Origin of the sequence: Pluralibacter gergoviae ATCC 33028 = NBRC 105706, from assembly GCF_001598855.1 — a bacterium.
GTDB lineage: Bacteria > Pseudomonadota > Gammaproteobacteria > Enterobacterales > Enterobacteriaceae > Pluralibacter > Pluralibacter gergoviae.
Genome location: NZ_BCZS01000003.1, coordinates 182,650 through 206,071, shown reverse-complemented (window position 1 = coordinate 206,071; position 23,422 = coordinate 182,650). Strand labels below are relative to the sequence as shown.

The window sequence follows — 23,422 nt, the reverse complement described above, 5'->3', positions numbered from 1 at the left end:
GCAAGGCGCTTCGCGTAGTGAAGCGCGGATAGTGACGCGCTCAGAGCGTACCGTCAGCGGCCTCCTCGCGGGGAAGCGGCGCGCCGGCCAGCCCCCGCCAGATGCCCACCGCCAGCAGCAGAAGCAGCGCACCGGCGGTCAGAAGTACCGCGCTGTGAGCGCTGACGAAGGCCGAACTGGCGGCCTCCAGCAGCTGCCCGGCGGACTGCGCGGGCAGGCTTTGCGCCACCCGCACCGCCTCGCCGATGGAGCTCGCCGCCTGCCCGGCGCTGGCCGGGTCCAGCCCCGCCGGCAGCACGATGGCGCGGCTATAGCTGCGGGAGAGGATCAGGCCGAACAGCGCGATGCCCAGCCCCGCGCCAAGTTCGTAGGCCATGGTCTCAATGGCGCCCGCCGCCGCGGCCTTCTCTTTCGGCGCCGCCGCCATGATCGCCGCCGTTGAAGCCAGCAGCGCGCTGGCGGCGCTGAAGCCCAGCAGCGCCATCAGCCCCCAGGCCTGCCACGGCTGGCGGCTGAAGTCGGTGACCGACAGCCCGAAGAAGCTCACGGCGCTGAGGGCCATGCCGGCGGTGGCCACCCGCCGCAGGCCAAAGCGCGACACCAGCGCCGCGGCCAGCGGCCCGCAGAATCCGCTCGCCAGCATCAGCGGCAGCATAAAGGCGCCCGCTTCCAAGGGCGTTTTGCCGTGGACGAACTGCAGCTCCTGGGCCATCAGCAGCTCAAAGCCCACCAGCGCCACCATAGCGGTGACCGCCATCATCACCCCGCAGAGGATAATGCGGTGGGTAAACAGCCGCATATCGATCATCGGCACGCGGGCCCTGAGCTGGATGCGCACGAACGCCGCCAGCATCAAACTGCCGATCGCCATTGCCGCCGCGACAAGGCCAAAGGCCGCGTGGCCCTTGATGGCGGTTTTGGCGCTCCACACCAGCAGCAGGATCGCCGCGATCAGCATCAGCGCATGGGAGATATTCAGCGGCTGCTCGCGGCTCGACGGCTGCGCGGGCACCACGCGGGCGCTCAGGGCCATCACCGCCAGCACGATGGGGAAGTTGATCAGAAACGCCGCGCCCCACCAGAAGTGCTCCAGCATAAAGCCGCCGATAAGCGGCCCGAAGGCCGCCCCGCCTGAGCCGACCGCGGCCCACATGCCGAGCGCCATATTGCGCTGGCGCGCGTCGCTGAAGGTGTTGCGGATCCCGGCAAGCGTCGCCGGAACGATCATCGCCGCGCCGACGGCCAGCAGCGCGCGGGCGGCAATCAGCCATTCGGCGCTGGCGGCAAAAGCCGCCGCCAGCGACGCCGCGCCAAACAGCCCGCAGCCGAGCAGCAGCAGGCGCTTAAAGCCGATGCGGTCGCCCAGCGCGCCCATCGGCAGCACCATCCCCGCCATCACCAGCGAATAGATATCAATGATCCACAGCAGCTCATTACCGCTGGCCGCCAGCGCGACGCTGAGCGTCGGCGCGGCAACGTGGAGCACCGTGGCATCAATGGCGACCGGGATATCCACCAGTACGATAGCCACTAATGTTAGCCACTGACGAAACATACTTTTTTCCTCACAAAAGAAATCTGGACAGATGTCCAGAATGCGATCCTGTGAGAAACTTGAACGCTTGTCCAGCTTTTTGTTATGCTGCAACCCCCTTCTCAGGAGCCGTTTATGAGCTATTTAAATCGCGAGGCGCGCCGGGAGACAATTATGCGGGCCGCCATGGACGTGGCGCTACAGGAAGGACTGACCGCCATGACCGTGCGCCATATTGCCGCGCAGGCGGGCGTGGCGACAGGCCAGGTCCACCACCACTTCGCGTCGGCCGGCGAGCTAAAGTCCGAAGCCTTTATCCGCCTCATTCGCGAAATGATGGATATTCAGGCCCTCGGCCCTCAGGCAAGCTGGCAGGAACGGCTCTTTTCGCTGCTCGGCAGCGAAGACGGCAGGCTTGAGCCCTACATCCGCCTGTGGCGGCAGGCGCAGCTGCTGGCCGACGGCGATGCCGGGCTGCGCCGGGCCTACACCCTCACCATGACCCTGTGGCACGACGAGGTGGTCAGCACTATCGAAGGCGGACGCCGCGCCGGCGAGTTTGTGCCCCGCGACAGCATAAAAAATATTGCCTGGCGGCTGATTGCCCTCGTTTGCGGTCTGGACGGCATTTATCTCCTTGGATTGACTGATATTGATGATGCGGCCTTTCGTCAACATATAGAATATATAATACAGCGCGAATTATTAACCTGATGACCTTCCTGCTACCCGGGCCAGAAAATTCTTATTAAGAACTCGCGCCCGGCGTTTTTTTTATCTACGCTTTTGTTACCCACAATAAGACTCCTGATTTCTGTACGAGCTATTCACGCTCGGGGTCTGCTGCGCTTTTTTTCACGCTACGCTGGTGTTATGAGGGCGATATGTCACAGATAAATGAGAAAGAAAACCATTATCTTTTACGCGACTGGCAGCCGGAGAATCCGGATTTCTGGGAGAAAAAAGGCAAACGAATAGCGAATAAAAATCTCATCATTTCAGTATTTTGTTTACTTCTCGCTTTCTGCGTCTGGATGCTATTCAGCGCAGTAACGGTCAACCTCAATAAAGCGGGGTTTAATTTCAGCACCGATCAGTTATTTATGTTAACGGCGCTGCCGGCGCTCTCCGGCGCAATATTACGCGTGCCCTACTCCTTTATGGTGCCAATATTGGGCGGACGTTACTGGACGGTAATAAGCACGGTTATCATGATTATTCCCTGCCTGTGGCTGGGATTCGCCATTCAAAATACCCATACGCCCTATGAAGTATTTATTATTATTTCTCTGCTGTGCGGATTCGCTGGCGCGAACTTTGCCTCCAGCATGGGAAATATCAGCTACTTCTTTCCAAAAGCACTGCAGGGCGGCGCGCTGGGGATCAACGGCGGCCTCGGCAATCTCGGCGTCAGCGTAATGCAGCTGGTCTCGCCGGTGGTGGTGTTTTTACCGCTGTTCACCTTCCTCGGCGTTCACGGGGTCCCGCAGGGGGACGGTTCAACGCTGTGGCTGAGTAACGCCGCGCTGTTCTGGGTGCCGCTGCTGGTGCTGGCGACCATTGCGGCCTGGTTCGGCATGAACAATGTTGCCAGCGCGAAGGCCTCTATTCGCGAGCAGCTGCCGGTGCTGGGCCGAGCCCATATGTGGATACTCTCCGTACTCTATCTCGCCACCTTCGGTTCGTTTATCGGCTTTTCCGCAGGCTTCGCAATGCTCGCCAAAACCCAGTTCCCGGACGTCAATATTCTCAAGCTGGCGTTCTTCGGCCCCTTTGTCGGCGCCATCGCCCGCTCGGTAGGCGGATTCATCTCCGATAAGTTCGGCGGCGTGCGGGTGACGCTGATTAACTTCATCTGCATGGCCGTTTTTACCGCGCTGCTGTTCCTGACCCTGCCCGGCGCCGGCTCCTCCGGCAACTTCCTCGCCTTTTATCTGGTGTTTATGGGCCTGTTCCTCACGGCCGGACTGGGCAGCGGCTCTACCTTCCAGATGATTGCCGTCATCTTCCGCCAGCTCACTATTGAGCGGGTAAAAAAACGCGGCGGCAGCGACGATGAGGCCCGCCGCGAAGCGGTTACCGATACCGCCGCCGCCCTCGGTTTTATCTCGGCTATCGGCGCCGTCGGCGGCTTTTTTATCCCCAAGGCTTTCGGTACTTCGCTGGCGATGACCGGCTCGGCGGCCGGGGCAATGAAGTTGTTTTTAGTGTTCTACGTGGTGTGCGTTCTGGTGACCTGGCTGGTCTATGGCCGCCGCGCTGCGCCGAAATCCTAATACTATGCCCGGAAGCGCCAGCTGACCGGGCGATTTGTGCAGGCCTGTATGGAGCAATGTCATGAGCAAACTACTGGATCGCTTTCGCTACTTTAAGCAAAAAGGCGACAGCTTCGCCAACGGCCACGGCCAGGTATATAACAACAACCGCGACTGGGAGGACAGCTACCGCCAGCGCTGGCAGTTCGACAAAATCGTCCGCTCCACCCACGGCGTGAACTGTACAGGCTCCTGCAGCTGGAAAATCTATGTGAAAAACGGCCTTGTTACCTGGGAAACCCAGCAGACGGACTACCCGCGTACGCGACCGGATTTGCCTAACCATGAACCGCGCGGCTGCCCGCGCGGCGCCAGCTACTCCTGGTATCTCTACAGCGCCAACCGGCTTAAGTATCCGCTGATCCGCAAAAGCCTGATTGTGATGTGGCGCGAGGCCCTCGCCAGCCATCCCGATCCGGTAGATGCCTGGGACGCGCTGATGAACGATCCGCAGAAATGCGCCCAGTACAAGGCGGCCCGGGGCCACGGCGGTTTTGTGCGCTCCAGCTGGCAGGAGCTCAACCCGCTGATTGCCGCCGCCAACGTCTGGACCATCAAACACTACGGCCCGGACCGGGTCGCGGGCTTCTCGCCCATTCCGGCGATGTCGATGGTCTCCTATGCGGCGGGCACCCGCTACCTGTCGCTGATCGGCGGCACCTGCCTGAGCTTCTACGACTGGTACTGCGACCTGCCCCCCGCCTCGCCGATGACCTGGGGCGAACAGACCGACGTGCCGGAATCCGCCGACTGGTACAACTCCAGCTACATTATCGCCTGGGGCTCCAATGTGCCGCAGACCCGCACCCCCGATGCCCACTTCTTTACCGAGGTGCGCTATAAGGGCACCAAAACCATCGCCATCACCCCCGACTACTCGGAGGTCGCCAAGCTCTGCGACCAGTGGCTGGCGCCGAAGCAGGGTACCGACAGCGCTCTGGCGATGGCGATGGGGCACGTTATCCTCAAAGAGTTTCACCTCGATAATCCCAGCGACTACTTCCTCAACTACTGTCGCCGCTACACCGATATGCCGATGCTGGTGATGCTCGAGGCCCGGGAAGACGGCAGCTACGCCCCCGGCCGGATGCTGCGCGCCTCCGACCTGGTGGACGGGCTGGGGGAAACCAACAACCCGCAGTGGAAGACCGTTGCCCTCAGCGCGGATAATCAGCTGGTGGTGCCCAACGGCGCGATCGGTTTTCGCTGGGGCGAACAGGGCAAATGGAATCTCGAAGCGGTGGCGGACGGGCGGGAAACCGAACTTCGCCTCTCCCTGCTCGACGCCCACGACAGCGTGGTGGGCGTCGCGTTCCCCTATTTCGGCGGCAATGAAAATCCGTACTTTCGCAGCGTGAAGCAGGAGCCGATTCTGATCCACCGGCTGCCGGCGAAGCAGCTTGCCCTGGCCGACGGCGGCAGCGGGCTGGTGGTCAGCGTCTATGACCTGATCCTCGCCAACTACGGCCTCGATCGCGGTCTGAATGACCCGCTGGCGGCGAAAGACTACGACGACGTGAAGGCCTATAGCCCGGCGTGGGCGGAACAGATCACCGGCGTCCCCCGCCAGCAAATCTGCAAAATCGCCCGCGAGTTTGCCGACACCGCCCATAAAACCCACGGCCGGTCGATGATCATTCTCGGGGCGGGGGTTAACCACTGGTATCACATGGACATGAACTACCGGGGGATGATCAATATGCTGGTGTTCTGCGGCTGCGTCGGCCAGAGCGGCGGCGGCTGGGCGCACTACGTGGGCCAGGAGAAGCTGCGACCGCAGAACGGCTGGCTGCCGCTGGCCTTCGCCCTCGACTGGAATCGCCCGCCGCGGCAGATGAACAGCACCTCGTTCTTTTACAACCACGCCAGCCAGTGGCGCTATGAGAAGCTCAACGCCCGGGAGCTGCTCTCTCCGCTTGCCGATCCGGCAAAATTCAGCGGTCACCTGATCGACTTTAACGTCCGCGCCGAGCGGATGGGCTGGCTCCCCTCCTCGCCGCAGCTGAACCGCAACCCGCTCACCATCAAGGCGGCGGCGGATGCCGCGGGGGTGACGCCCGCTGAGTACACCGCAGACGCCCTGCGCTCGGGCGAGATGCGCATGGCCTGCGAACAGCCGGACAGCGGCAATAACCATCCGCGCAACCTGTTTGTCTGGCGCTCCAACCTGCTCGGCTCCTCGGGCAAGGGCCACGAGTACATGCTGCGCTACCTGCTCGGCACCGCCTGCGGTATCAACGGCGAGGAGTTCGGCTCCACCGAGGACGTGAAGCCCGAAGAGGTGGAGTGGCAGACCGCCGCCATTGAGGGCAAGCTGGATCTGCTGGTGACCCTCGATTTCCGCATGTCCAGCACCTGCCTGTTCTCCGATATCGTCCTGCCCACCGCCACCTGGTATGAGAAGGACGACATGAACACCTCGGACATGCACCCCTTTATCCACCCGCTCTCCGCCGCCGTCGATCCCGCGTGGGAGGCGAAAAGCGACTGGGAGATCTACAAGGGGATCGCCGAAGCCTTCTCGGAGGTCTGCGTCGGCCATCTCGGCAGCGAAACTGACGTGGTGCTGCAGCCGCTGCTGCACGACTCGCCGGCAGAGCTATCGCAGCCCTTTGAGGTCGCCGACTGGCGCAAGGGCGAGTGCGACTACGTGCCGGGCAAAACCGGCCCCGGTATCGCGGTGGTCGAGCGGGACTACCCCGCGACCTACGCCCGCTTTACCTCTCTCGGCCCGCTGATGGATAAGCTCGGCAACGGCGGCAAAGGGATCGCCTGGCAAACCCAGGAGGAGGTGGCGTTTCTCGGCAAGCTCAACTATGTCAAGCAGGACGGACCGGCCAAGGGCCGCCCCCGCATCGAAACCGCCATTGACGCCGCCGAGGTGATCCTCACCCTCGCCCCGGAAACCAACGGCGAGGTGGCGGTCAGGGCCTGGGCGGCGCAGAGCAAAGTGACCGGCCGGGATCACACTCACCTGGCGCGCAACAAAGAAGAGGAAAAGATCCGCTTTCGCGACATCGTCGCCCAGCCGCGCAAAATCATCTCCAGCCCTACCTGGTCCGGGCTGGAGAGCGAGCACGTCTCCTACAACGCCAGCTATACCAACGTCCACGAGCTGATCCCCTGGCGCACCCTCACCGGCCGCCAGCAGCTCTACCAGGACCACCTGTGGATGCGCGCCTTCGGGGAGAGTTTGGTGGTCTACCGGCCGCCGATTGACACCCGCAGCGTCAGCCAGATGAAGTCGGTGCCGCCGAACGGCTTCCCGGAGAAGGCGCTCAACTTCCTGACCCCGCATCAGAAATGGGGCATCCACTCCACCTACAGCGAAAACCTGCTGATGCTGACCCTGTCGCGCGGCGGCCCCATCGTCTGGATCAGCGAAAGCGACGCCCGGGAGCTGGGGATTGAGGATAACGACTGGATAGAGGTCTTTAACGCCAACGGCGCTCTCACCGCCCGGGCGGTGGTCAGCCAGAGGGTGCCTCCCGGCATGACCATGATGTACCACGCCCAGGAGCGAATCATGAACATTCCGGGCTCGGAGGTAACCGGCCGGCGCGGCGGCATTCACAACTCGGTCACCCGCATCTGTCCGAAACCGACGCACATGATTGGCGGCTATGCCCAGCTGGCTTACGGCTTCAACTACTACGGCACCGTCGGCTCCAACCGGGACGAATTCATCATGATCCGCAAAATGAAGCACGTTAACTGGCTGGATGACGAAGGCAACGATCAGGTCCAGGAGGCAAAACAATGAAAATACGCTCTCAGGTTGGCATGGTACTGAATCTGGACAAATGCATCGGGTGCCACACCTGCTCGGTAACCTGCAAAAACGTCTGGACCAGCCGGGAAGGCATGGAGTACGGCTGGTTCAACAACGTTGAGACCAAGCCCGGCATCGGCTATCCGAAGAACTGGGAAGATCAGGACGAGTGGCACGGGGGCTGGATCCGCAGCATCAGCGGTAAGCTGACGCCCCGCCTCGGCGGCCGCGCCGGCGTGCTGTCGAAAATCTTCGCCAATCCGCTCATTCCCGGGATCGACGACTACTACGAGCCTTTTACCTACGACTATCAGCATCTGCAGCAGGCCCCGGAGGGCAAGCATCTGCCCACCGCCCGCCCGCGCTCGCTGATCAGCGGCCAGCGGATCAACAAAATCAAATGGGGCCCCAACTGGGAGGAGCTGCTGGGCGGCGAGTTTGAAAAGCGCGCCCGCGACGCCAACTTTGAGCATATTCAGAAAGAGATGTACGGCCAGTTCGAGAACACCTTCATGATGTATCTCCCGCGCCTGTGCGAGCACTGCCTGAACCCGAGCTGCGTCGCCACCTGCCCGAGCGGGGCTATTTACAAGCGCGAAGAGGACGGCATTGTACTGATCGACCAGGACAAATGCCGCGGCTGGCGGATGTGCATCAGCGGCTGCCCGTACAAGAAAATCTACTTCAACTGGAAGAGCGGCAAGTCCGAGAAGTGCATCTTCTGCTACCCGCGCATCGAATCCGGGCAGCCGACGGTCTGCTCCGAAACCTGCGTCGGGCGCATCCGCTATCTCGGGGTGCTGCTGTACGATGCGGATCGCATTGAGGAGGCCGCCAGCACCGAGCACGAAACCGATCTCTACCAGCGCCAGTGCGACGTTTTCCTCAACCCGCACGATCCGGCGGTCATCGAGGAGGCGCTTAAGCAGGGTATTCCGCAGAACGTGATCGACGCCGCGCAGAAGTCGCCGGTCTACAAAATGGCGATGGACTGGCAGCTCGCCCTGCCGCTGCACCCGGAGTACCGCACCCTGCCGATGGTCTGGTACGTGCCGCCCCTGTCGCCGATCCAGTCGGTCGCCGACGCCGGCGGCCTGCCCGCCAGCGATAGCGTACTTCCCGCCGTGGAGAGCCTGCGCATTCCGGTGCAGTACCTCGCCAATATGCTCAGCGCGGGCGACACCGGCCCGGTGCTGCGCGCCCTTAAGCGGATGATGGCCATGCGCCACTACAAGCGCGCGCAGACCGTTGAAGGGGTCACCGATACCCGGGCGCTGGAGGAAACCGGCCTCAGCGTTGAACAGGTAGAAGAGATGTACCGCTACCTGGCCATCGCCAACTACGAGGACCGCTTTGTCATCCCCACCAGCCACCGGGAACTGGCGCAGGAGGCGTTCCCGGAGCGCAACGGCTGCGGCTTTACTTTCGGCGACGGCTGCCACGGCTCGGATACCAAATTTAACCTGTTCAACAGCCGCCGCATCGACGCCATTGACGTTTCCGGCGTGCGCCGCCACGGGGAGGGAGAGTAATGCCCATCTTACGACTGATAGCCCTGCTGCTGGAGTACCCGGACCCGCATCTGTGGGACAACCGCGAGGAGGCGCTGGCGATGATTGCCCGCGACGCGCCGCCGTTGCTCGGCTGGGCGACGGAGTACGTCGCCGCGCCGCTGATCGACAGGCAATCAGAGTGGTGCGACCTGTTTGAACGCGGCAGCTCGACCTCGCTGCTGCTGTTCGAGCACGTCCACGGTGAGTCGAGAGATCGCGGGCAGGCAATGGTCGATCTGCTCGGGCAGTATGCGCAGGCCGGGCTTGAGCTGGGCTGCCGCGAACTGCCGGACCACCTTCCGCTCTATCTGGAGTATCTCGGTACCCGCAGCGCGCAGGAGGCCCGCGAAGGGCTGGATAACGTCGCCCCGATCCTCGCCCTGCTCGGCGGACGACTGAAGCAGCGCGGCGCCGGCCACTGGCAGCTGTTCGACGCGCTGCTGATGCTGGCGGGCAGCGAACTAAGAAGTGACAACGTCACCAATCAGGTTACTAAAGAGCCGCGCGACGATACGCGCCAGGCTCTGGACGCAGTCTGGGAGGAGGAGCAGGTGAAATTTATCGAAGATAAAGGTACCTCCTGCGACAGCTCCCCGCTGCAAAGCTATCAGCGACGTTTTAGCCAGGACGTCGCGCCCCAGTATCTCGACGTGCGTGCCGGAGGTGCCAAATGAGTGCGTATCTGAGTATGTTCTTCTACGACATCTATCCCTACATCTGCGGCACGGTGTTCCTGGTGGGCAGCTGGCTGCGCTACGACTACGGTCAGTACACCTGGCGGGCCGCCTCCAGCCAGATGCTCGACAAGCGTGGGATGGTGATATGGTCTAACCTGTTCCACGTCGGCATCCTCGGCATCTTCTTCGGCCACTTCTTCGGGATGCTGACTCCGCACTGGGTGTATTCCTGGTTCCTGCCCATCGCCGTCAAGCAGCAGCTGGCGATGATCGTCGGCGGCATCTGCGGCGCCATGACCCTGGTGGGCGGCGCCGGGCTGCTGTACCGGCGGCTGACCAATCCCCGGGTGCGGGCCACCTCTACCACGGCGGACATCCTGATCCTCAGCATCCTGCTGATCCAGTGCCTTCTCGGCCTGACCACTATTCACTTTTCCGCACAGCACCCGGACGGCAGCGAGATGATGAAGCTGGTCGGCTGGGCGCAGGCGATCGTCACCTTCCAGGGCGGGGCATCGGCGCACCTTGACGGCGTCGCCTATATCTACCGTATTCATCTGGCGCTGGGGATGACCATCTTCCTGCTCTTCCCCTTCACCCGGCTGGTTCACGTCTGGAGCGCCCCGGTGGAGTATTTCACCCGCAAATACCAGGTGGTGCGGGCGCGGCGCTAAACGCTTGCCCGGCGCAGGGCCGCCTGCGCCGGGCGGGCTTTATTTCCCCGCCTCCGGATGGGTATCAAACGCCGACATAACCGAGGCCAGATCGGCAAGCGTAAAGCCATTGCGCGGATCGTCCACGCCGAGGCCGAAGCGCTCCTGCAGCAGCTGGTACAGACTTTCAACGTCGGGCAGGTGCTGCTTCTCCACCGCGTGTCCGTCCTGCCAGTGGGTAAAGTTGAAGTTGGTCAGGGTCAGCTTGCCGCCGTCCGGCAGGTGCAGGCAGGCCAGCAGATGGTGGCGAAAGTGCGACTGCGGCCAGTGGGCGGACCAGAAATTGCCCATCACGTGATCGCTGAAGTACTGCCGCGCGAGATCGAACACGTACATCGACTGCCAGCGGTCGTGGTGCTGAAACTGCAGCGTCCAGTCATTGCCCTCATTCAACAGACGATAGACGCCGTGCGGCGTCTCCTGCTCCAGATCGGCCACCAGCCGCAGCGGCGCGGTCAGCGTCTGGCCGCCGAAGCCGACGTCGGCTATCCAGCGTTCGCCGTCCAGTTCGACCCGCACCAGGCGATGGGTGCGCGGCGGCATCTGCGGCGGGTTTGCCAGCACCACGCGCCCCAGCACGCTGCGCACGTTAAAGCCCACCTCGCGCAGCCCGCGCTCCAGCAGGCCGTTCTGCTCAAAGCAGTAACCGCCGCGCCGACCGTGCAGCAGCTTATCCTCAAGCGAGCGGTCGTCGAGCTGAATTTCGCGCGGCAGCAGCACATCCAGATTTTCAAACGGGATGGCGCAGTTGTGGTGCAGATGCAGCCCTTTTAACGTTTCAATATCGACAGCCGCGGGCCGGGTCCAGTTTATGCGGGAAAACCAGGCGGTTAAAAATGGGCTCATGGGGCCTCCGTGCAATGATTTCTCCTGTTTATAACCTATTTTTTTCCCCGGACCGGCGTTTTTGTGCACCTGATGTCGCTATTTGTGCTCAACGCCTGTTTTTCATCCGCCCGCTGCGTTTAAATGCAGCAAAAACTGAAGGAGTTGCTATGAGCCGATTTCAAACCGTGGCGCTACACCACGCCAGCCGCCTGATCAACCACGGCCCGACCGTGCTGATCACCAGCGTTGATGCGCAGGTGGAGCGCCGCAACATCATGGCCGCTGCCTGGATCATGGGCGTTGAATTTCAGCCGCCGCGCGTGGCGGTAGTGATTGATAAGAGCGCGTGGTCGCGGGAGCTTATTGAGCGCAGCGGCCAGTTCGGCATCGTGGTGCCGGGCGCGGACGCGGCGAGGTGGACGTACGCCGTCGGCAGCGTCAGCGGCCGCGATGAAGATAAATTTAACGCCTACGGTATTCCGACGGTCAGCGGCCCGGTTCTCGGCCTGCCGCTGGTGGAGGAGAAGTGCCTGGCGTGGATGGAGTGCCGCCTGCTGCCCGCCACCGCCGCCGCAGAAAAATACGATACGCTGTTTGGTGAAGTGGTCTCGGCCGCCGCCGATGGAGAGGCGTTTATCGCCGGCCGCTGGCAGTTCGACGACGATAAACGCGCTACGCTGCATCATCTCGGCGCCGGGACCTTCGTCACCAGCGGCCGGATAATTAACGGGGCGGAGTAGTTAATATTTGCCCGAGAAATTGGCGCCGATCCGCTGGGCCAGATAGTCGCTGGCGGTAATCGGCGGGTACTTCTTCCCCGGTCCCTCAATCACGGCCTCTTCGTTCGCCTGGCAGAAGAAGGCCAGGCTGTAGCGGTCGTCCACCGACTCGCCCGGCAGCGGGCTGCGCACCCGGTGGAAGTTGGACGGCAGCCGGTCGTCGCTCCAGCGCATCAGCATATCGCCGATATTGCAGGTGATAAGCCCCTCCAGCGGCTCAATGGAAGTCCAGCGCTGCGCCGCCATCTCTTTGCCGGGGCAGACCTGCAGTCCGCCCTGGCCCGCCTGCTGAAACAGCAGCGTCAGGCAGTCGAAATCGGTGTGCGCGCCGGCGCGCCACGGGCCGTCCGCCTCACCGGTCAGGGCGAAATAGTGCAGCATCCGCAGGGTGCTCTGGTAGGACGCGCTGGCAGGATCGTGCGCAGCGGTAAAAAAGTCATCGGCAAACCCCAGCTTGAGGGCAAAGCAGGAGAGCAGCCTCATGCCGACCTCCCAGCACTGGCGCTCGAAGGCCAGCGTCGCGGCCTGAAAGTCCGGCAGCTCATCGTCCGGCCACAGCCCGGCCATGCGCGGGCGCGTCACCTGATAAGACTCCTTCTGGTCCGGCTTGCCGGTGGAGGGGCGGATCTGCGCCCGATACTCCCAGCCTGCGTTACGGTGTAACGGATAGCGCGCTTTTGCCGCCTCCGGCAGAGCAAAGAACTGCTCCGCCCGGGCGAAGGCGGCGTTGATATCGGCAAGCGGTATCCCGTGGCCGGAGACCTGGAAAAAGCCGATATCCACCGAGGCCTGCCACAGGGCATCGGCGATTTCAGCTTTGCGGTTATCAAAGTCGGACAGGTCGATAATGCGCACTTCGCGGCTGGACTCTTCGCCGCGGGCGCCCATGGCGGCTTCTTTACTGAGTTCGTGCATGGCGTAAGCGGTAGTGCTGTTCATGGTGTACCTCGTTATCAGCTTGGCGTTAAACGAGATCTGCCGGCGTCAGCAGATCGGCGCGCCGCCCGCGCGGGGCGGCAGAGCAATGACCCACCGGAATGTGCCGGCTGACAGCTTCTACTCACTGATGATTCATCCAAAATTCATGCCAGGCCGCGTTTGTCCGCGCCGGGCGGACCTGCGCATGGCCCGCATACCGCCAGCGCACTAAAAACGTGCATTTTTTGAAACTTTTGCTTCACCGCGGCGCGAAAAAATCGTTCACCGCGCATTCAGGCATCAGTAGCCCGGCCATCACGGGCGGTTAACAAGATGATAACCATTCTGGCACGAGCCTTGCTTTGATGGCTCTGAGTATAAGCGGTCAGCGCGGCCCACCGGCGCGCGGGACATTGCTCTCTAGCGAGAGCTGCACCTCTTCATTAGGGGGCGACCCGCCGGGTCGTGAGCCACGCTTTTCTCCCCCCAATGAAATGTGATTAACGTCCTGATTGGGGGTCTCTATGCCTGAGTTATCCATCCGCCTGCTTGCCCTGAGCGCCCTGCTCGCCGCCAGCGCCGCGTCACACGCCGCCGATAAGCTGATCCTGCAAACGACCTGGGTCGCCCAGGCGGAACAGGGAGGCTATTACCAGGCTATCGCCGCCGGGATTTACAAAAAGTACGGCCTTGATGTCGAGGTCCGCGCCGGCGGGCCGCAGCTCAATAATATGACCCTGCTGCTGGCGAAGCGCGCGGACGTTATCGTCAGCTACGATCTGCAGGTGTTAAAAGGTATCGAACAGCAGTTTCCCGTCCGCGCTATCGCCGCGCCTTTCCAGTTCGATCCGCAGGGGCTGCTGACCCACGTCGACATTAAATCGCTGAACGACCTGAAGGGTAAAACGGTGCTGGTCTCCGCCAGCGGTCAGGCCACCTGGTGGCCGTGGCTTAAGGCCCGCTATCACCTGCAGGACAGCCAGGTCCGCCCCTACACCTTCAATATGCAGCCCTTCCTCGCCGATAAAAACAGCGCCCAGCAGGCCTACGCCACCTCTGAAGTGCAGCAGGCCGAGGCCGCCGCGCCAGACAGCAAATTCTGGCTGTTTGCCGAACAGGGCTACCCGGCCTACGGCGGCATTCTGGTGACCCGCAGCGATCTGCTGGCGCAGAAGCCGGAGGTGCTTAAGCGCTTTGTCGAAGCCTCTATGGCGGGCTGGAAGTCTTATCTTGCCGACCCGGCGCCGGGCAATGCGCTGATCAAAAAAGCCAACCCGCAGATGAGCGACGCGGTACTGGCGTTTGGCGTCGCGCAGATGAAAAAACTGCGGCTGATCGAGGGCGGCGATGCGGCAACACGCGGCATTGGCGTAATGACCGACGCCCGCTGGCGGGCGACGCGCGACTTTATGGTCGGCGCCGGACTGCTCTCCGCGCAGACCGATTATAAGGCAGCGTATACCACCCAGTTCTGGCCGCAGGCCGCGATGTGATGTAAGGAGGCAAGATGAGCGACGTTTTACCCTTTGAAGCCCCGGCGCAGCCGGAAGAGCGCCGGGAAGAGCGCTTCCTGATGGCCCGCGGCGTGGAAAAAATCTGGCCCAACGGCACGCTCGCCCTCGAGCGGCTTAATCTCGACATTGCTAAAGGCGAACTGGTATCGCTGCTCGGCCCCTCCGGCTGCGGCAAGAGCACGCTGCTGAAAATGTTCGCCGGACTGGAGCAGCCGAGCGCGGGGATGCTGCGCTGGAGCGGCCAGGCAAGACTACAGGCAAACAGCCCGATGTCGATGGTGTTCCAGGAAGCCACGCTGATGCCGTGGGCGACGGTTGAGGATAACGTCCGCCTGCCGCTGACCCTGCGCGGGATCGGCAAAAAGGCGAGCGCTTCCCGGGTAATGCACGCCCTGCTGGCGGTGGGCCTGGAGAACTTTCTTCACGTGCTGCCGCGGGAGCTTTCCGGCGGGATGCAGATGCGGGTGGCGCTCGCCAGGGCGCTGGTTACCGAGCCCGACCTGCTGCTGATGGATGAACCCTTCGGCGCGCTGGACGAATTTACTCGCCAGCGGCTCGACGCGAAGATCCGCACGCTGTGGCTGCGCCGGGGCCTGACGGTGCTCTTCGTTACCCACAGCATCTACGAGGCGGTGTGGCTCTCTTCGCGCGTGATCGTCATGGGCGCACGCCCGAGCCGGGTGATTGCCGATATTGCGATTGATGGCCCGCAAGCGCGCGACGCCGCCTTTCGCACCTCGCCCGATTTTATTCGCCAGGCGGCGCGGCTCGCACAGCTTCTCGAACAGGCCAGCGGAGGCGACCGTGAATAAACCTTTACTGCACTATCCGGCGCTGCGCCGGGCGCTGGCGCCGCTGCTGGTAGCCCTCGCCTTCCTGCTGGCGTGGCAAATCGGCTTCAGCCAGGCCAACGTCCCGGTTTATCTGGCGCCGAAGCCCAGCGATATCGCGCTCACGCTCTACGACCAGCGCGACGCCCTGCTCGGCAGCCTGCTGACGACCCTGAAGGTCACGCTGCTGGCGTTTCTGCTGGCGGCGGCTGTCGGTACCTGCATCGCCTTTCTCTGCGTGCAGAGCCGGGTGATTGAGGCCTGCCTGATGCCGTGGGCCATCCTGTTTCAGGTCACGCCGGTGGTGGCAATCGCCCCGCTGGTGATCATCTGGATCCACAGCACCACGCTGGCGCTGGTGATCTGCGCAATGCTGGTGGCGGTGTTTCCCGTCCTCACCAATACCACTCTGGGCCTGCGCAGCGTGCCGCCGGGGCTGCTGAACCTGTTCAGGATCAATCAGGCGTCGCGCTGGCAGGTGCTGCGGCATCTGCGGATCCCCAATGCCATGCCGTACTTTTTCAGCGGCCTGCGCATCTCCTGCGGGCTGGCGCTGATCGGCGCGGTAGTGGCCGAATTCGTGGCCGGTACCGGCGGCACAGGCGCCGGGCTGGCGTGGCAGATCCTGCAGGCGGGCTTTCAGCTCAACCTGCCGCTGATGTTCGCCGCGCTGTTCCTGATAACCTGCACCGGCCTCGCCCTGTGGGGGCTGATGTCGCTGCTGACCCGCGTGTGCCTGAAAAGCTGGCACGACAGTGAACTGAACTGAGGAAACCATGCAGACGCTATTAATCAAAAACTGCGCCGCCATTATGACCGGCGATCGGGTAACGCCGCGCGCCGCGGGGGGCGATATCCGCATCCGCGGCAGCCGCATCGTCGAGGTCGGCAACCTCACCGCCGAACCCGGGGATACGATCCTCGACGCCCGGGGCTGCGTTGCCTATCCCGGCTGGGTCAACACCCATCACCATCTGTTTCAGTCGCTGCTCAAGGGGGAACCGGGCGGCCTTAACCTCAGCCTCGGCGACTGGCTGGCGGCCACGCCCTACCGCTTTCGCGCCGCTTTTGATGAGGAGACCTTCCGCATCGCCGCCCGCGTCGGCCTGACCGAACTGGTAAGATCCGGCTGCACCACCGTCGCCGATCATCACTATCTCTACTGGCCAGAGATGCCTTTTGACGGCGCGGCGATCCTGTTTGAGGAGGCGGCGCGGCTGGGCATCCGCTTCGTGCTGTGCCGGGGCGGCGCCACGCAAACCCGCACCCTGGAGCAGGCCCTGCCCGCCGCGCTCCGCCCCGAGCGGTTCGACAGCTGGATGGCGGACGTTGAGCTGCTGGTGGCCCGCTACCACCAGCCCGCGCCCGATGCGATGCGCCGGATAGTGATGGCCCCCACCACGCCGCTCTACTCCCTCAGCCCCGGCGAACTGCGGGAGAGCGCGCGCCTGGCGCGGAGCCTCGGCATACGCCTGCACAGCCATCTCAGCGAAACGGTGGCCTATCTCGACGCGGCGCAGGACAGGTTCGCCATGACGCCGGTCGAATTCTGCGCCGCGCACGACTGGATCGGAGAAGACGTCTGGTTTGCCCACCTGGTGAAGCTGATGCCGCAAGAGATAGCCCTGCTCGGCGCCAGCCGCACCGGCATCGCCCACTGCCCGCAGAGCAATGCCCGCCTCGGCAGCGGCATCGCTGACCTGGTGACCCTTGAACAGGCCGGCGTGCGCATCTCCATCGGCGTAGACGGCGCCGGCTCAAACGAGGCCGCCGATATGCAGAGCGAGGCCCACGCGGCCTGGCTGCTGCAGCGGGCGCGCCGGGGCATGACGGCCGTGCCGCGCTACGCCGGGGGGGAGTTTGAGGGCGGCGGCGATGCGGCCAGCATCGAAGATACCGTGCGCTGGGGAACCGCCGGCGGTGCAGATGTTCTGGGCCTCGACTGCGGGCGCATCGCGCCCGGCATGGCGGCCGATATCGCCCTTTACCGGCTCGACGATCCGCGCTACTTTGGCCTGCACGACGTCGCCATCGGGCCGGTGGCCTGCGCAGGCCGGGCGCCCCTTCGGGCGCTGCTCTGCGCCGGGCGAATGATTGTTGAGAATGACCAGATCCCGCACTGCGATCTTGCCGGGCTGGGCGCCCTGGCAGCGGCGTGCGTTAAAAAACTGCGCCAGCGGATACCCGGCGGGCGGTGATATCCCCCTTCACGGCGAAGGATGTCAGGCGCAGCAGCGGATGCCGCGCCCTGACGCCCGGCTCAGCTCATGCTGTAGCCGGGCTTTTTAATCAGCGTCTCCATCTGCGGGGCGATTTCGCAGTCCCACACCGCCGTTTTCCAGTCAGCTTCGTTCACTTCGCGCAGGGCGATGGAGATAGCGCGGTCTTTACTGCCGAGGTGGCGGGCGATGGCCTGCGCAACGTCGGCGGCGAGCGCCTGCTTCTGTTCGTCGCTCAGTTCGCGGGGAAAGCATTTGATATCGATGTGGGGCATGGGGTTCTCCTTATGATGAGCGCTTACGCTATCACGTTGCAGCGGACATCATTGGCGTTTTGTGCCTGGCCGGGTTAATACCCGTCATTTCCGCTGAAGCGCCCGGGGTTCAGGGGGCCAGCATCAGGACTTTAAACTGGCTCGGCACAATGCGCATCCCGATAGCGTTCGTGGAATTCTGCAGGCTTACGCTGGTTAACCGCGTCGCCGGGGTGCCTTTCAGCAATACGGTAAATGCGCCCGTCAGATGCCGGGACGGTCCCATCACGGTGCCGGATGCAACACCGGTCGCCACGCCGGGGTTATCGCCATTGGTCAGGGGAGTCACGGTCGCCATATTGTGGGCGGGCATCCCCATAAACAGGATATTCATGGCATTGGGAATAGCCGTGGGACCAAGGGCGATATCCGGATACGGAACCGGCACTGGCGCCGGCATCGGCGTCAGGCAGACGTCAGGAAAGGCGAGATCAACGCCGGACAGCTGGCAATTTGCAAACACGGGAGGCTCCTTAACCCATATGGATCTGTTCAGAATCGACTTTGGTGATCGCCTTTGAGGTGATCACCACGTTTTGCGCGTGCAGCCGCGCGTAGTGTTCCGCCTTCATGTCCAGCTGTCCGGCGCGAACCTGCTCGGTCTGCCGGGTGCTGCGAAACAGATGATGGCTGATCTGCGTGACCGTCTGCCAGACCGATTCCGCCCGCTTGCCGACGATGCGCGACAGGCTGACCCACGCCGAGAGGCTATCGCCGCTGTATTTCATCTCGCCGATGTGGCAGTCACCCTGCTCTGCGCTGACGCGCAGGGATGCGCCGCTGAGGCTAAGCTCACCCTGGCTGTGGATCTGCAGATCGCCCGGGACGCGCAGCTGCGACGCCTGCGGATTCAGCTGCTCCAGCACCGCCAGGATCCAGATGCGGTTGTCGACGCGGGCGATCAGTACCGTATCGCCCGCTTGCGGGACAATAACGCAGCTCGCCGCCCGGCGGCAGTGCCAGCCGCGGCCTTCACTTTCGACCGTCAGCGAGCCATCCGCAAAGCTGTGGGTGACGGTCCCGGATGCCTGCACCGGCGAGATCAGGGATTGGGTCAGGGTGTGATTAACATTGCTCATGCTCTCTCCTCAATGGCGGCTGCGGCGCTGGGCGCTCCAGGCTTCAGCGGCCAGCAGTTCTTCGTCATATTCCATGATGCCCTGCCGCCCGGAAAACAGCGCGCCGGTCTGGCGGGCGCGGTGCATCCGGGTGCGGGAAAAGGTTGCTCCGCGCAGATCCGCCGTACTGAGATCCGCGCCGGAAAAATCGCTGTAGGTCAGGTCGCACAGGGCGAAACGGGCGCGGGCAGCGTTCGCCTGCTGCAGAACGCTTTGCCGCAGGCGGCTCCGGCTAAAGTCAGCCTCTTCCAGCCGGGCGCCAACAAACATACCCTGATCGAACACGCTGCCGCAGCAGCGGGCGCTGCGCAGATTGGCCTGCATAAACAGCGCCTGGCTGGCGTTGACCTGATTGAGCTGCGCGGCCTGCAGCGAGGCGCTCGTGAAGTTACACTGCGTGAGCTGCGCGCCGTCAAAGATAGCGCCATCCAGCAGCCCATCGGTAAACTGGCATCCCGTAAAAATCTGCCCGGCATAATTTTTATCGCGCTGATCGCACTGAAAGAAGACCGTACGTTCGAACTGTCCGTCGCGCAAATCGGTGCTTCTCAGGTCGATAGCGTAAAAGGTGCTCATCAGGCTTCTGCACGCGGTAAAATCCGCCTCATCGAGGGGGGATTGATAGAAGACGCTGCGATCCAGCTCGCTGCGCGCAAAGCGGCTCCTGCTCAGGGTGCACTCCATAAACTGGCTGGAGAATAGAGCGCCGCCCGCAAAATCACTCTCCTCAAGCGTGCACTGATTAAAGATGCAGGTCTCCAGGCGGGTATCCGTCGCCTGCAGCGCCGCCATTGCACACTGGTTGAAGGTGGTTTGATTAAGCGTAGCGCCGCTGAGGGTGGCGCGGTCAAGGCAACACTCGCTGAAGACAGCCTCATGCAGATTCGCCCCCTGCAGGTTTACGTCGCGCAGAGAGACGTCCTGAAAAATCGCGCCGGCAAGATGACAGCCCCGCAGGTCGAGGCCGTCCAGCACAATATCGCTCAGCGGCTCGCCGCTTTTTACTCTCTGCTCCAGCGCCTGCGGGCTCAGGGTCGTCATATTATCTCTCCATCGCGCCTCGGCAGCGTTTTCGTCCGCTTCGTCCAGGCACCCTCCAGGGAGGTCGTCTTACTGGTAAACGACTGCGAAAGATCGGCGCGGAATAAGTTAGCGCCGGGGAAGCGGGTGCCGCCGAGCCGACACTTCTGCAGCAGGGCGCCCATCAGATTGGCATCGCTGAAGTCGGCATCGCGAAAATCGGCGCGTATGAAGGCGCTGCCCACCAGATTTGCCCGCGTAAAGCAGGCGCCGCGGCAGTCGGCCTCGCTCAGATCGCTGTTGTCGATTTTCGCCAGCGTAAACTGCGCCGCCTGCAGAGGCGCTGAGCGCAGGTTGCTCTGCTGCAGGGTCGCATGGCTGAAATCGGCGCCGTTAAGCGAGCTCCCGGCGGCGGCGGCGCTGGCTATCCATATGGCGCCGTCAAAGCGCGCGCCGTCGGCCGCCGTCTGTACCAGCGAACAAACCTCCAGCGTAGCCCCACTGAAGATGGCCCCTTCAAGGCGCGACTGGATAAATGAACTCTTATGCAGCCGCGCGCCGCGGAAGTCCGGCTCCGGCAGGGTCAGATCCATGAAGATACAGCCGTCGAGCGACGCCTTATGAAAACGGCAGCGGATCAGGCTGACCTCGCGCAGCAGCAGCCCCTTCATCACGGCGCCATCAAATATACATGCCTCAAACAGCGCATTCTGTACCTGCGTCTCCTCCAGGCGAGCGCCGGTAAAGTCGCACCCTTCCGCCCGGGCCAGCGCCAGGCTGGCGCCGCTGAAGTCGCACTCGCGCAGAGAGGTCTGCGCCAGCTCCGCGCGCGCCAGGACGGCGCCCCGGAAGTCCGCGCCGTCCAGCCGGCTGCGCCGCAGATCGGCGCACTCCAGCAGGGCCCGATTGAAGCAGGCACCGCGCAGATCCATGCCTGAAAAATCAACGCCGGTCAGGTCCATGCCGCTGAAGTCACCGCCCTGGGCCAGGGTACGCTCGGCCCGCTGGCGCAGTATTGTCGCCAGATCGCCTTTCAGGCGGACGGCCGGCGGCTGGTGCCCGACGGCCGCCATGTACATCTGGTGCAGCGACTCGCGCATTTGCTCACGCTTTTTGTCACTCAGCCCCGATGCATTGCCGGCCAGCATCTCCTGCATCCGGTACATAGAGTCCGGCCCGCGGGGCGCGTTCTCGTCATCCTGCGGCGACGGATACTTTTCGGCCATCTGCTGCTGGCGCTCCTCGGCCCGGGACTGCATCTCCTGCGCCTGCTGCTCCATTTTGTCGATAAAGTCAGGCAGATCCTCAAGCCGCGGGATCTCCGGCGCAGCGGACAAAGGCAGCAGGTCGTCAATATCTTCCCCCGCCTGTTCCAGCCTTGCGCGGTGCTGTTCGCGCAGCAGCGCGGCGCGATTGTGCATGTTCTCCTGCTGCGGGCTCGTCTGTTCGGCAACCTCGCTGTCGATCCACGGGCCAATCAGCGCTTCAGGAAGGAGATCTTTTTCGCGAAAGGCGTACAGCGCTCCCTTCTCCTTGTCCATCCGCCGGGCCAGCACCTCCCGGTAATGCCCGACGGTCCGGGGCGCCCCCGCTATTTCCAGCGCCGGGATCAGCTGCTGTACATCGGCGGCATCATCCTCATTAATGCGGATATGGCCCTGCCAGATGAGCAGCATCTGCTCGTGGTGGGGAAAGAACCAGACGGTTGTCGCCCGCAGGGCAATCTCCTCAAACAGGGTTTCGTCAGCGCGCTGGCGGTTGATAAAGCAGCGCGCCTGCCACGGGGGCAACGTCCCTTCCTGCAGTGGCTTCTGCGGATGCATATTCCACACCCGCCACCGCGCGCCGGGCGGCAGCGCATCGCGATCGGGCCACCACTGGTCCGGGCTGGCGGCATTAAAGACTTTCCAGTCAATATCGCGGGCAAAGCCGGGAAAATCGGTTTGCAGCCAGCTGGCGTCATACTTTTTGCCCATCCGGCGAAAGCGGCGCGGCCACTGGATATCCAGCGCGCCAAAGCCCGCCGGTTCAGGCTTCTGCTGCGGCGAGACGAGGCGTCCGTGCAGAGGCTCAATGTTGGGAAGGCGCCGCACCTGACGGCCATCCAGCGTCTCCAGCGCCGCGCCCAGGCCGTGCGGGTTATCCGCGCAGCCCGGCCCGCCCCAGGCGCGGCTCCAGTCAAGCCGCATCTCGCTAAAGGGCTTTGCCGGGGTGATTTTACTGCCTGCCCAGTAGCGATCGCCCGACACGGCCAGCGATTTGCTCAGGGTATCCACGTCGATGCGCGCAATGCAGGCGCTCTTCTCCAGCTGGTGATGCGTATAGGCGTAGCCGGTTGCCAGAAACTCGGCCCGCACCTTCGGGATCGCCATATCCACCACGCCGCCGCTGGTCTGCAGCTCGCTGGCGGCCAGCTGCCACAGTTCCATCTCGGGGCGAAGCTGCGGATTTTCGCCCATATCGGTCAGCGCCAGGACCGAGACGCCAAGGTAGTTTTTACCCTGCCAGCGGAAGGGCCGGTTAAGCACGCTCAGGCGCAGGGGCTTAACGATTTTCATTAAAATATCCTTTTTCAGTCACAGGCGATCGTGCGGGGGTGGTACATGTCCGCGTATTTTATTCACCTAATATCAACGGCCTGTCATAGATAGCGATCTTCTGCGGATCGGCAGGATCGTATTTTATGGTTGTCTGATTGCCTTCTCTGAAATTCTCAATCTCTTTGAACGTGAGTGCCTTTAGGGTCGTCGACTCCATTAACTGCCCCCCTTGTGTTTCAAAGCGAAGCGTCAGTTTATAAATAGGCTTATTGCCACTCCAGGCGCTGGTTTGCAGCGACGAAATAATATCGGCATTAGCTGAAGTGCCGGTTTTTAATACGGTGTCCTGAGTGAAGCCATCTTTCAGATAAGGATATAAATCCCTGCGGATAAACCTGACCATAGGAATAATCCCGAACACGATGGCAATAACGGCCATTAGGATACTGAATATGATAATCATTACCTTACGTTAAACATTGCGATAATCAAGATAATAGAAACTTTGCGGTTTATTTTTATTGACACGAATGCCTATTTTATTACCGATTTTTATTTTATCTTGCATCGACGCTGGAAAAACAACTCCTCTGGTAGAAAAAATGTTTTCCCCGCCGTAAGAATAATGAACTTTAATAACGGCAGAAAAATTATTATTTATGCGCTGATCTTTATCATAAGAAATATCCACGATTGTCGCCTGAATGTTGTCTCCATGTTCTGAAATTCTTTTATCTTCTTGCGAGGATAGTCTATTCTGCATGAAAACATAAAAACA

21 protein-coding genes are annotated in these 23,422 nt (G+C 62.4%); 11 read left to right on the top strand and 10 right to left on the bottom strand.

The genetic code is table 11. The features are described 5' to 3' along the window. Positions 1 to 40 precede the first annotated feature (40 nt). Positions 41 to 1,555: a SmvA family efflux MFS transporter gene (locus tag ENGE1_RS05150; protein ID WP_064360557.1), complete on the bottom strand. Its 1,515-nt coding sequence runs from the start codon at positions 1,553 to 1,555 to the stop codon at positions 41 to 43. Between the two features lie 114 nt (positions 1,556 to 1,669). On the opposite strand from ENGE1_RS05150, the gene ENGE1_RS05145 reads away from it, so the two are divergent. From ENGE1_RS05145 to narI, 6 genes are all read left to right on the top strand, one after another. Then, a complete protein-coding gene (locus tag ENGE1_RS05145; RefSeq protein ID WP_043084072.1) occupies positions 1,670 to 2,248 on the top strand; it encodes a TetR family transcriptional regulator in 579 nt (192 codons plus the stop codon). A 170-nt stretch (positions 2,249 to 2,418) separates the two neighbouring features. After that, positions 2,419 to 3,810 (top strand): nitrate/nitrite transporter NarU, encoded by a 1,392-nt coding sequence (gene narU, locus ENGE1_RS05140; RefSeq protein WP_048273188.1) that lies wholly within the window; start codon positions 2,419 to 2,421, stop codon positions 3,808 to 3,810. Between the two features lie 61 nt (positions 3,811 to 3,871). Then, positions 3,872 to 7,612 carry a nitrate reductase subunit alpha gene (locus tag ENGE1_RS05135; RefSeq protein ID WP_048273187.1) on the top strand — a complete coding sequence of 1,247 codons (3,741 nt, stop codon included), beginning with the start codon at positions 3,872 to 3,874 and terminating at the stop codon, positions 7,610 to 7,612. Continuing rightward, entirely contained in the window at positions 7,609 to 9,153 is a 1,545-nt protein-coding gene (gene narH / locus ENGE1_RS05130) for a nitrate reductase subunit beta (protein ID WP_048252672.1), read from the top strand. Before ENGE1_RS05135 ends, narH begins: the two co-directional genes overlap by 4 nt. Next, the gene (narJ, locus tag ENGE1_RS05125) at positions 9,153 to 9,848 is read left to right on the top strand and encodes a nitrate reductase molybdenum cofactor assembly chaperone (RefSeq protein WP_043084078.1); all 696 of its coding nucleotides are present in this window, start codon (positions 9,153 to 9,155) and stop codon (positions 9,846 to 9,848) included. Before narH ends, narJ begins: the two co-directional genes overlap by 1 nt. After that, the gene (narI, locus tag ENGE1_RS05120) at positions 9,845 to 10,525 is read left to right on the top strand and encodes a respiratory nitrate reductase subunit gamma (RefSeq protein ID WP_043084080.1); all 681 of its coding nucleotides are present in this window, start codon (positions 9,845 to 9,847) and stop codon (positions 10,523 to 10,525) included. The genes narJ and narI overlap by 4 nt, the downstream gene beginning before the upstream one ends. 39 nt (positions 10,526 to 10,564) lie before the next feature. On the opposite strand, the gene nhoA is transcribed toward narI, so the two are convergent. Then, the gene (gene nhoA, locus ENGE1_RS05115) at positions 10,565 to 11,410 is read right to left on the bottom strand and encodes an N-hydroxyarylamine O-acetyltransferase (protein WP_045288796.1); all 846 of its coding nucleotides are present in this window, start codon (positions 11,408 to 11,410) and stop codon (positions 10,565 to 10,567) included. 149 nt (positions 11,411 to 11,559) lie between these two features. Between nhoA and ENGE1_RS05110 the strand changes: the two genes are divergently transcribed. Then, positions 11,560 to 12,132 (top strand): flavin reductase family protein, encoded by a 573-nt coding sequence (locus tag ENGE1_RS05110; protein WP_043084083.1) that lies wholly within the window; start codon positions 11,560 to 11,562, stop codon positions 12,130 to 12,132. Here the strand turns inward: ENGE1_RS05110 and ENGE1_RS05105 are convergent, their stop codons facing one another. After that, positions 12,133 to 13,110, bottom strand: a complete 978-nt coding sequence (locus ENGE1_RS05105) for an isopenicillin N synthase family dioxygenase (RefSeq protein WP_048252671.1) — start codon at positions 13,108 to 13,110, stop codon at positions 12,133 to 12,135. A gap of 503 nt (positions 13,111 to 13,613) precedes the next feature. Between ENGE1_RS05105 and ENGE1_RS05095 the strand changes: the two genes are divergently transcribed. From ENGE1_RS05095 to ENGE1_RS05080, 4 genes are read left to right on the top strand one after another with little or no spacing between them, the layout of a single operon-like run. Beyond that, positions 13,614 to 14,582 (top strand): ABC transporter substrate-binding protein, encoded by a 969-nt coding sequence (locus ENGE1_RS05095; RefSeq protein ID WP_048252670.1) that lies wholly within the window; start codon positions 13,614 to 13,616, stop codon positions 14,580 to 14,582. Between the two features lie 14 nt (positions 14,583 to 14,596). Further along, entirely contained in the window at positions 14,597 to 15,415 is an 819-nt protein-coding gene (locus ENGE1_RS05090) for an ABC transporter ATP-binding protein (RefSeq protein WP_080964534.1), read from the top strand. Then, the gene (locus ENGE1_RS05085; protein ID WP_048273185.1) at positions 15,408 to 16,202 is read left to right on the top strand and encodes an ABC transporter permease; all 795 of its coding nucleotides are present in this window, start codon (positions 15,408 to 15,410) and stop codon (positions 16,200 to 16,202) included. Before ENGE1_RS05090 ends, ENGE1_RS05085 begins: the two co-directional genes overlap by 8 nt. Before the next feature lie 7 nt (positions 16,203 to 16,209). Further along, positions 16,210 to 17,631 (top strand): amidohydrolase family protein, encoded by a 1,422-nt coding sequence (locus ENGE1_RS05080; protein WP_048252668.1) that lies wholly within the window; start codon positions 16,210 to 16,212, stop codon positions 17,629 to 17,631. Positions 17,632 to 17,693: 62 nt separating this feature from the next. On the opposite strand, the gene pptA is transcribed toward ENGE1_RS05080, so the two are convergent. From pptA to ENGE1_RS29560, 7 genes are all read right to left on the bottom strand, one after another. Next, the gene (gene pptA / locus ENGE1_RS05075) at positions 17,694 to 17,927 is read right to left on the bottom strand and encodes a tautomerase PptA (protein ID WP_045288789.1); all 234 of its coding nucleotides are present in this window, start codon (positions 17,925 to 17,927) and stop codon (positions 17,694 to 17,696) included. A gap of 109 nt (positions 17,928 to 18,036) precedes the next feature. Beyond that, a complete protein-coding gene (locus tag ENGE1_RS05070) occupies positions 18,037 to 18,429 on the bottom strand; it encodes a DUF4150 domain-containing protein (protein WP_048252667.1) in 393 nt (130 codons plus the stop codon). A 10-nt stretch (positions 18,430 to 18,439) separates the two neighbouring features. After that, positions 18,440 to 19,045 carry a DUF3540 domain-containing protein gene (locus tag ENGE1_RS05065; RefSeq protein WP_045288787.1) on the bottom strand — a complete coding sequence of 202 codons (606 nt, stop codon included), beginning with the start codon at positions 19,043 to 19,045 and terminating at the stop codon, positions 18,440 to 18,442. 9 nt (positions 19,046 to 19,054) lie between these two features. Beyond that, positions 19,055 to 20,125, bottom strand: coding sequence for a pentapeptide repeat-containing protein (locus ENGE1_RS05060; protein ID WP_048252666.1), 1,071 nt, complete (start codon positions 20,123 to 20,125; stop codon positions 19,055 to 19,057). Next, a complete protein-coding gene (locus ENGE1_RS05055; protein WP_048273184.1) occupies positions 20,122 to 22,662 on the bottom strand; it encodes a DUF2169 family type VI secretion system accessory protein in 2,541 nt (846 codons plus the stop codon). Before ENGE1_RS05055 ends, ENGE1_RS05060 begins: the two co-directional genes overlap by 4 nt. A gap of 58 nt (positions 22,663 to 22,720) precedes the next feature. Next, positions 22,721 to 23,083: a DUF3592 domain-containing protein gene (locus ENGE1_RS05050; RefSeq protein WP_225823385.1), complete on the bottom strand. Its 363-nt coding sequence runs from the start codon at positions 23,081 to 23,083 to the stop codon at positions 22,721 to 22,723. Positions 23,084 to 23,116: 33 nt separating this feature from the next. Beyond that, positions 23,117 to 23,335, bottom strand: a complete 219-nt coding sequence (locus ENGE1_RS29560; RefSeq protein ID WP_421667056.1) for a hypothetical protein — start codon at positions 23,333 to 23,335, stop codon at positions 23,117 to 23,119. Between the last annotated feature and the right edge of the window lie 87 nt (positions 23,336 to 23,422).

What these genes read in the sequence shown, in the direction of transcription:
- ENGE1_RS05135 (WP_048273187.1), top strand. Translation starts at nt 3,872, where the DNA reads ATGAGCAAACTACTGGATCGCTTTCGCTACTTTAAGCAAAAAGGCGAC.
- narI (WP_043084080.1), top strand. Translation starts at nt 9,845, where the DNA reads ATGAGTGCGTATCTGAGTATGTTCTTCTACGACATCTATCCCTACATC.
- pptA (WP_045288789.1), bottom strand. Translation starts at nt 17,927, where the DNA reads ATGCCCCACATCGATATCAAATGCTTTCCCCGCGAACTGAGCGACGAA.
- ENGE1_RS05105 (WP_048252671.1), bottom strand. Translation starts at nt 13,110, where the DNA reads ATGAACAGCACTACCGCTTACGCCATGCACGAACTCAGTAAAGAAGCC.
- ENGE1_RS05090 (WP_080964534.1), top strand. Translation starts at nt 14,597, where the DNA reads ATGAGCGACGTTTTACCCTTTGAAGCCCCGGCGCAGCCGGAAGAGCGC.
- narH (WP_048252672.1), top strand. Translation starts at nt 7,609, where the DNA reads ATGAAAATACGCTCTCAGGTTGGCATGGTACTGAATCTGGACAAATGC.
- ENGE1_RS05095 (WP_048252670.1), top strand. Translation starts at nt 13,614, where the DNA reads ATGCCTGAGTTATCCATCCGCCTGCTTGCCCTGAGCGCCCTGCTCGCC.
- ENGE1_RS05150 (WP_064360557.1), bottom strand. Translation starts at nt 1,555, where the DNA reads ATGTTTCGTCAGTGGCTAACATTAGTGGCTATCGTACTGGTGGATATC.
- nhoA (WP_045288796.1), bottom strand. Translation starts at nt 11,410, where the DNA reads ATGAGCCCATTTTTAACCGCCTGGTTTTCCCGCATAAACTGGACCCGG.
- narJ (WP_043084078.1), top strand. Translation starts at nt 9,153, where the DNA reads ATGCCCATCTTACGACTGATAGCCCTGCTGCTGGAGTACCCGGACCCG.
- ENGE1_RS05145 (WP_043084072.1), top strand. Translation starts at nt 1,670, where the DNA reads ATGAGCTATTTAAATCGCGAGGCGCGCCGGGAGACAATTATGCGGGCC.
- ENGE1_RS05055 (WP_048273184.1), bottom strand. Translation starts at nt 22,662, where the DNA reads ATGAAAATCGTTAAGCCCCTGCGCCTGAGCGTGCTTAACCGGCCCTTC.
- ENGE1_RS05080 (WP_048252668.1), top strand. Translation starts at nt 16,210, where the DNA reads ATGCAGACGCTATTAATCAAAAACTGCGCCGCCATTATGACCGGCGAT.
- ENGE1_RS05050 (WP_225823385.1), bottom strand. Translation starts at nt 23,083, where the DNA reads ATGGCCGTTATTGCCATCGTGTTCGGGATTATTCCTATGGTCAGGTTT.
- ENGE1_RS05110 (WP_043084083.1), top strand. Translation starts at nt 11,560, where the DNA reads ATGAGCCGATTTCAAACCGTGGCGCTACACCACGCCAGCCGCCTGATC.
- ENGE1_RS05065 (WP_045288787.1), bottom strand. Translation starts at nt 19,045, where the DNA reads ATGAGCAATGTTAATCACACCCTGACCCAATCCCTGATCTCGCCGGTG.
- ENGE1_RS05060 (WP_048252666.1), bottom strand. Translation starts at nt 20,125, where the DNA reads ATGACGACCCTGAGCCCGCAGGCGCTGGAGCAGAGAGTAAAAAGCGGC.
- narU (WP_048273188.1), top strand. Translation starts at nt 2,419, where the DNA reads ATGTCACAGATAAATGAGAAAGAAAACCATTATCTTTTACGCGACTGG.